The 6,234-nt window shown below is 70.9% G+C and carries 7 protein-coding genes; 6 read left to right on the forward strand and 1 reads right to left on the reverse strand.

Annotation, left to right across the window (positions count from 1 at the left end; genetic code table 11):
* Positions 1-27: 27 nt before the first annotated feature.
* On the reverse strand, positions 28-1,314 hold the full coding sequence (locus WAE60_RS21315; protein WP_337688593.1) for an MFS transporter: 1,287 nt from the start codon (positions 1,312-1,314) through the stop codon (positions 28-30).
* A 257-nt stretch (positions 1,315-1,571) separates the two neighbouring features.
* Between WAE60_RS21315 and WAE60_RS21320 the strand changes: the two genes are divergently transcribed.
* The 6 genes from WAE60_RS21320 (at position 1,572) to WAE60_RS21345 (ending at position 6,228) form a co-directional block, all read left to right on the forward strand.
* Positions 1,572-2,090: an N-acetyltransferase gene (locus WAE60_RS21320; protein ID WP_029912139.1), complete on the forward strand. Its 519-nt coding sequence runs from the start codon at positions 1,572-1,574 to the stop codon at positions 2,088-2,090.
* A gap of 50 nt (positions 2,091-2,140) precedes the next feature.
* The gene (locus tag WAE60_RS21325) at positions 2,141-2,716 is read left to right on the forward strand and encodes a DUF1285 domain-containing protein (protein WP_337688595.1); all 576 of its coding nucleotides are present in this window, start codon (positions 2,141-2,143) and stop codon (positions 2,714-2,716) included.
* Between the two features lie 2 nt (positions 2,717-2,718).
* A complete protein-coding gene (locus WAE60_RS21330; protein ID WP_337688599.1) occupies positions 2,719-3,366 on the forward strand; it encodes a CoA pyrophosphatase in 648 nt (215 codons plus the stop codon).
* Positions 3,367-3,502: 136 nt separating this feature from the next.
* Positions 3,503-4,756, forward strand: a complete 1,254-nt coding sequence (locus WAE60_RS21335; protein WP_156035749.1) for a CCA tRNA nucleotidyltransferase — start codon at positions 3,503-3,505, stop codon at positions 4,754-4,756.
* Between the two features lie 50 nt (positions 4,757-4,806).
* Positions 4,807-5,511, forward strand: coding sequence for a type 1 glutamine amidotransferase (locus WAE60_RS21340; RefSeq protein WP_337688600.1), 705 nt, complete (start codon positions 4,807-4,809; stop codon positions 5,509-5,511).
* 69 nt (positions 5,512-5,580) lie between these two features.
* A complete protein-coding gene (locus WAE60_RS21345; protein ID WP_337688598.1) occupies positions 5,581-6,228 on the forward strand; it encodes an Isoquinoline 1-oxidoreductase subunit in 648 nt (215 codons plus the stop codon).
* Positions 6,229-6,234 lie beyond the last annotated feature (6 nt).

Raw genomic sequence — 6,234 nt, forward strand, 5'->3', positions numbered from 1 at the left:
TTCGCCGGGATGAGCGGAGTTTGGAAGCTATTCCAGCCGGTCCGCCTGCCGCAGCGCCGGGAACATCTTGGCCCACGCTCCCGTGACGATCAGCGCCCCGACACCGCCGAACACCGCCGCGCCGACCGGGCCCAGGAACCGGGCGGCGACGCCGCTCTCGAACTCGCCCAGCTCGTTGGAGGCGCTGATGAACAGGCCCGAGACGGCGGCGACGCGGCCGCGCATCGGGTCGGGCGTGACCAGCTGCACCAGGGTCTGGCGGATATAGACCGAGACCATGTCGGCCCCGCCCAGCACCGCCAGGGCGCCGACCGACAGCCAGGTCCATTTCGACAGGCCGAACACGATGGTCGCCGCGCCGAACACCGCCACGGCGCCGAACATCAAAAGGCCCGCGCGGCGGCGGATCTGGTGGCTGGCCAGGAAGATCGCCACCACGGTGGCGCCCACGGCTGGGGCGGCGCGCAGCACGCCGAAGCCCTCGGCCCCGACGTGCAGCACGTCACGGGCGAAGACCGGCAGCAGGGCCGTGGCCCCGCCCAGCAGCACGGCGAACAGGTCCAGCGAAATCGAGCCGAAGACGATCTTGTTGTCCCAGGTATAGGCCAGACCTTCCTTGATCAGGGTCCAGCGCGAGCCGGGCTGGACGACCGGCTTGGTCGACTGGCGGATGAAGATCAGGCACAGGCCGCCCAGCAGGAACAGGGCCGCCGAGGTCCCGAAGGCCGTGGCCGGCGAGATGGCGCACAGCAGGCCGCCCAGGGCCGGGCCGATGATCGAACCGCTCTGCCAGGACAACGAATTCCAGGCGATGGCGCGCGGCAGCAGGGCGCGCGGCACCAGCATCGGCCCCATGGCGCTGGACGCCGGCGACAGGAAGGCGCGGCCGGCGCCGAACAGCACGGCGATGGCGAAGATCGGCCACAGGGCCGTGTGTCCCGACCAGGCCAGGACGCCCAGGCCCAAGGCGCAGAGGATGTCGATGCCGATCGCGGCGGTCATGATCATCTTGCGGTCGTGCCGGTCGGCGGTCTCCCCCGCGGTCAGGGTCAGGAAGAACAGCGGGATGAACTGGGCCAGCCCCACCATGCCCAGGAGGAACGCGCCCTGGCCCTCGGTCCGGCCCAGTTCGCGGGCCAGGGTGTAGACCTGCCAGCCGATCGTCACGCCCTGGATCTGCACCGCCAGGGTCGCCACGAACCGCGCGGCCCAGAAGAACAGGAAGTCCCGCTGCTTGAGCAGGGCGCGCATGGAGGTGTCCGCCACTTCGAGAGCCGAAGGGACGGAGTCGGGGTCGGGGGGCACGTCAGTCATGGCGGCGGACCATGGTCCCGAGCGAGCGTCACCGCAATCGAGTTTGTTTGATGCGACAGTTGAATTCATTGACGTCAGGCGCACCAAGCCCTATTCCGCGCGCTCCAACGGAAGGAAAGCGCCGCCATGCGACGCCTGCGACGAACCTGCGCCGCGCGGACCGGAGTCCGCAAATAACGCCCCGGAAGCGGCCGTCTCGGCCGCGTCACGATCCGGGGCTATGTCCCCTTTTCGTGTTCCGGATCGTTTAAGCGCCCATGTCGTCTCCCGCCGTCGCCCCTTCGCCGCTTCCCCCCGCCATCCTCATCGAACAGCCCGAGCACGCTCGCGCCGTCGAGGTGCTGGTCGATCGCGCCTTCGGTCCGGGCCGTTTCGCCAAGTCGTCCGAGCGCCTGCGCGAGGGCAACCACAAGCTGGACGACTGCTCGTTCGTGGCCCTGGACGACGGCCGGGTGATCGGCAGCGTGCGCCTGTGGCCCGTGACCGTGGGCGGCAAGCCCGTGGCCTTCCTGGGTCCACTGGCGGTCGACGCCGACGAGCGCAAGCACGGCCTGGGCCAGGCCCTGGTCGAGGCCGCCTGCGACGCGGCCGCCAAGGCCGGCTGGGCCGCGGTGCTGCTGGTCGGCGACGCCCCCTATTTCGGCCGGGTCGGCTTCGCGGCCGAGCCCGCCGCCCAGGCGATCATGCCGGGCCCAGCGGATCAGCGGCGCGTGCTGGTCAAGGCGCTGGTCGAGGGCGGGGATCAAGGCCTGGCGGGTCCGATCCGCATCGGGTGAGCGGGAAGCCCGCGCTTGAGCCGGGCGCCGGCTTGCCCTACCTGAAACCCATGACCGTCGATCCCACCCCTTCCGGCCTCGCAGGCGTCACCGCCGCCGCCAAGGAAGCGGGCCAGCGCGGCCTGCCGCCGGTGCACCTGTGGCATCCGGAGCATTGCGGCGACATCGACATCCGCATCCGCAAGGACGGGGTCTGGTTCCACGAGGGCACGCCGATCGGCCGGGAGGCGCTGGTGCGCCTGTTCTCGACCGTGCTGCGGCTCGACCCGGACGGCTATCACCTGGTCACGCCGGTGGAGAAGCTGAAGATCCAGGTCGAGGACGCGCCCTTCATCGCCACGCGCGTGGATCGGCTGGGCGACACGCTGCGCTTCGAGACCAATGTCGGCGACGTGGTCGAGGCGGGGCCGGACAACGCCATCCGTGTCGAGACCGATCCGGCGACCGGCGAGCCCCGGCCCTATCTGCACGTGCGGCGCGGCCTGGAGGCCCTGATCGCGCGGCCGGTGTTCTACGAGCTGGCCGAGCTGGCCGCCGAGCGCGACACGCCCGACGGGCCGCGCCTGGGCGTGGCCTCGAACGGCGCCTGGTTCCCGATCGCGCCGGCCGGGGTCCATCGCGGATGACCCTGACCCGTGACGAGCGGCGGGCCTGGATCACCAGCAAGCTGGACCCGATCGGCGCGTACGATCCCAGCCTCGACGCGCCGCGTTCGGACTTCGACCTCAATCCCGGCCTGCGGCCCGACAATCCTCACGCCCTGCGTCCGGCCGCCGTGCTGGTCGGGCTGGTCGAGCACGAGGAAGGCTGGACCGTGCTGCTGACCCGCCGGGCCGACACCCTGCGCAGCCATACCGGCCAGATCGCCTTTCCCGGCGGTCGCTGCGATCCCGGCGAGACGCCCTGGGAGACCGCCCTGCGCGAGGCCCGGGAGGAGATCCATCTCGACCCGAAGTTCGTGACCCTGGCGGGCCTGCTGCACGGCTACCGCACGGTGACCGGCTTCCACGTCACCCCGGTGGTGGGCTTCATCGATCCGGCCGCCACCTTCGAGCCCAGCCCCGACGAGGTGGCCGACGTGTTCGAGACGCCGTTCGCCTTCCTGATGGATCCGGGCAACCACCAGCGCCAGCACCGCGACCTGCCCGACGGCGAGCGGCGGTTCTTCTACGCCATGCCCTGGAACGAGCGATTCATCTGGGGCGCGACCGCCGGCATGCTGCGGGGGCTGTACGAGCGCCTGCACGGGCCGGAAGGAACGCCGGACGCCTCGTAATCCACCCAGGCGGCCCCGACGTAAACCACGGAAGAATCTATGGTTAAGCTTCTCAACGGGCTTGTCGGCGGGCGATAATCGTCTGAAATGCCTCGCCCCGCGTGCGGGGGCGTGTTGCGTACCGCGGGGGAGTAGCGTGAGCACCGAGACGATAGGCGTGGCGCCCTGGATGGCGCTGCCGGAGACCCAGGCCGTGATCGCCGCCCTCGAGAAGCGGGGCTTCCCCGGCTGTGCGCGCTTCGTGGGCGGCTGCGTGCGCAACACCCTGATGGGAAAGCCCATCGACGACATCGACATCGCCACCACCCTGACCCCCGACCAGGTGATCGAAGCGCTGGGCGAGGCGGGCCTGCGCTCGATCCCCACCGGCGTCGACCACGGCACCGTCACGGCCCTCTCCAACGGCCGGTCCTACGAGATCACCACCCTGCGCCGCGACGTCTCGACCGACGGCCGTCGGGCGGTGGTGTCGTTCACCCAGGACTGGGACCAGGACGCCGAGCGCCGCGACTTCCGCTTCAACGCCCTGTACGCCGACATCCACGGCCGTCTGTACGATCCCACCGGCGAGGGCGTGAACGACGCCCGCGAGGGCCGGGTGGTGTTCGTCGGCGACCCGATGACCCGCATCCGCGAGGACTATCTGCGCATCCTGCGCTTCTTCCGCTTCCACGCCTGGTACGGCCGGGGCGACGCCGACCAGAAGGCCCTGGCCGCCTGCAAGGCGCTGAAGGGCATGGTCGAGGGCCGCGCCGCCGAGCGCACCCAGAAGGAGCTCCTGAAGCTGCTGGCGGCCGAGGACCCGCGCGCGGCCCTGCGCCTGATGGCCGCCACCGGCGTGCTGCCGGCCATCCTGCCGTTCGTGAAGTCGCTGGCCCGGTTCGAGGGGCTGATGGCCATCGAGACCGAGCAGTTGTTCGAGAACGATCCCGAGCTGCGCCTGGCGGCCCTGATCCCCGACGACCCCAAGATCGCCGAGCAGATGGCCGAGCGCCTGCGGCTGTCCAACGCCCTGAAGGAGCGGCTGGTCGAGGCGGTTGGCAAGTCGCCGCGCATCGTCAGCTGGATGAGCCCGCGCGAGACCCGCCGGGCGGTCTACGCCCTGGGGCTGAAGACCTTCAGCGACCGGGTCAAGCTGGCCTGGGCCGCCGCCAGCCGCTCGGCCACCACGGCCCAGTGGCGCGGCCTGCTGGCCCTGGGCGAAAGCTGGACCCCGCCGGCCTTCCCGCTGACCGGCGAGGAGATCCTCAAGGCCGGCGTGCCCAAGGGCCCGATGGTCGGCGAGGTGATGCGCGAGGTCGAGATCTGGTGGATCGACCAGGACTTCATCGAGGACAAGTTCTCGGCCATCGAGCGCTTGAAGGCCGTGGCGCAGGGGATGGTGTTCTAGTTTTTGATCCCTCTGCCTCTGGGAGAGGGAGCATGTCGACGGAGACCCTCATGAAGATCGGCCTGCTCGAGACCGGCGAACCGCCCGAGGCCCTGCAGCCCGAGTTCGGCCGCTACGGCGCGATGTTCCAGGACCTGCTGGGTCCCGGGCACGACTACGTCGTCTACGATGTCCAGGCCGGGGTGCTGCCCGCCGATCCGGCCGAATGCGACGCCTATGTGGTCACCGGCTCGTCGGCCGGGGTCTATGACGACCTGCCGTGGATCGCGCCGCTGAAGGCGTTCTTGCTCGAGGCCAGCCGCCAGCCGCTGGTGGGGGTCTGCTTCGGCCACCAGGTGATGGCCGAGGCGTTCGGCGGCAAGGTCGTGAAGTCGGACAAGGGCTGGGGCGTGGGGCTGCACCGCTACGACGTCGCCGAGCCCCAGCCGTGGATGGACTTGGAACGCGACCTGGCCCGTGTCGCCGTCCCGGCCTCGCACCAGGACCAGGTGATCGTCATCCCGCCCACCGCCCGCGCCGTGGCCGGCAGCGCCTTCACCCCCGCCGGCGTGCTGGTCTACGACGACCGCCCGGCGATCTCGATGCAGTTCCATCCCGAGTTCGACCCGGCCTATGCCCGGGCCCTGATCGAGTCCCGGCGCGGCAGCCGCTTCACCGACGCCGAGGCCGACGCGGCGGTGGCCAGCCTGGACCAGGCCAACGACCGGGCGCGGGTGGGCGACTGGATCCAGGCTTTTCTGGCCGAGCACGCCTGATCCGGCGAGATTTCTGGCAACCTGGACCGCGGGTCGGCCGTTCCGGCTGAAACCCGGGAGACCAGGATCATGAGAGCCGCCGCCATCGTTCTCGCCGCCGGTTCGCTGATGATCGGCGGGGCGCTGCTGTCCAGCGTCAGCTTCGCCGCCCCCGAACCGCCCGCCGCCGCGCCGCCCGAGACGCTCAAGAGCGTCGCCGACTTCACCTCGATCCAGGACCCGGCCGCCCGCTCGCTGGCCCTGTTCGCCGAGGTCGGCAAGGTGATCGAGAGCCCGCGCTGCATGAACTGCCACCCGGTCCAGCGCGCCCCGACCCAGGGCGACGACCGCCACCCGCACAATCCGCCGATGGTGGGCGGTCAGGCCGGCCACGGGCCCGCCGGCTTGCCCTGTTCGTCGTGCCACGGCCCCGCCAACGTCGCGACCTGGGGGCAGGACATCAAGTCGATCCCCGGCGACCCGAAATGGGCTTTGGCCCCGGTCGAGATGGCCTGGCAGGGCAAGTCGCTGGGCGCGATCTGCGCCCAGATCAAGAACCCGGCCCGCAACGGCGGCCGCTCGCTGGCCGAGCTGCATCATCACATGGCCGAGGACCACCTGGTCGGCTGGGCCTGGAATCCGGGCGAGGGCCGCAAGCCGGCGCCGGGAACCCAGGCGCAGTTCGGTCAGCTGGTGCAGGCCTGGATCGACACCGGGGCCAAGTGCCCCAAGGCCTAGCCCGAA

The organism is Caulobacter sp. CCG-8 (genome assembly GCF_037402475.1).
Classification (GTDB): Bacteria; Pseudomonadota; Alphaproteobacteria; order Caulobacterales; family Caulobacteraceae; genus Caulobacter.

Bases quoted from the DNA above. Each gene is read 5' to 3' on its own strand.
- WAE60_RS21325 (WP_337688595.1), top strand. From the start codon at position 2,141: ATGACCGTCGATCCCACCCCTTCCGGCCTCGCAGGCGTCACCGCCGCC.
- WAE60_RS21340 (WP_337688600.1), top strand. From the start codon at position 4,807: ATGAAGATCGGCCTGCTCGAGACCGGCGAACCGCCCGAGGCCCTGCAG.
- WAE60_RS21315 (WP_337688593.1), bottom strand. From the start codon at position 1,314: ATGACTGACGTGCCCCCCGACCCCGACTCCGTCCCTTCGGCTCTCGAA.
- WAE60_RS21320 (WP_029912139.1), top strand. From the start codon at position 1,572: ATGTCGTCTCCCGCCGTCGCCCCTTCGCCGCTTCCCCCCGCCATCCTC.
- WAE60_RS21345 (WP_337688598.1), top strand. From the start codon at position 5,581: ATGAGAGCCGCCGCCATCGTTCTCGCCGCCGGTTCGCTGATGATCGGC.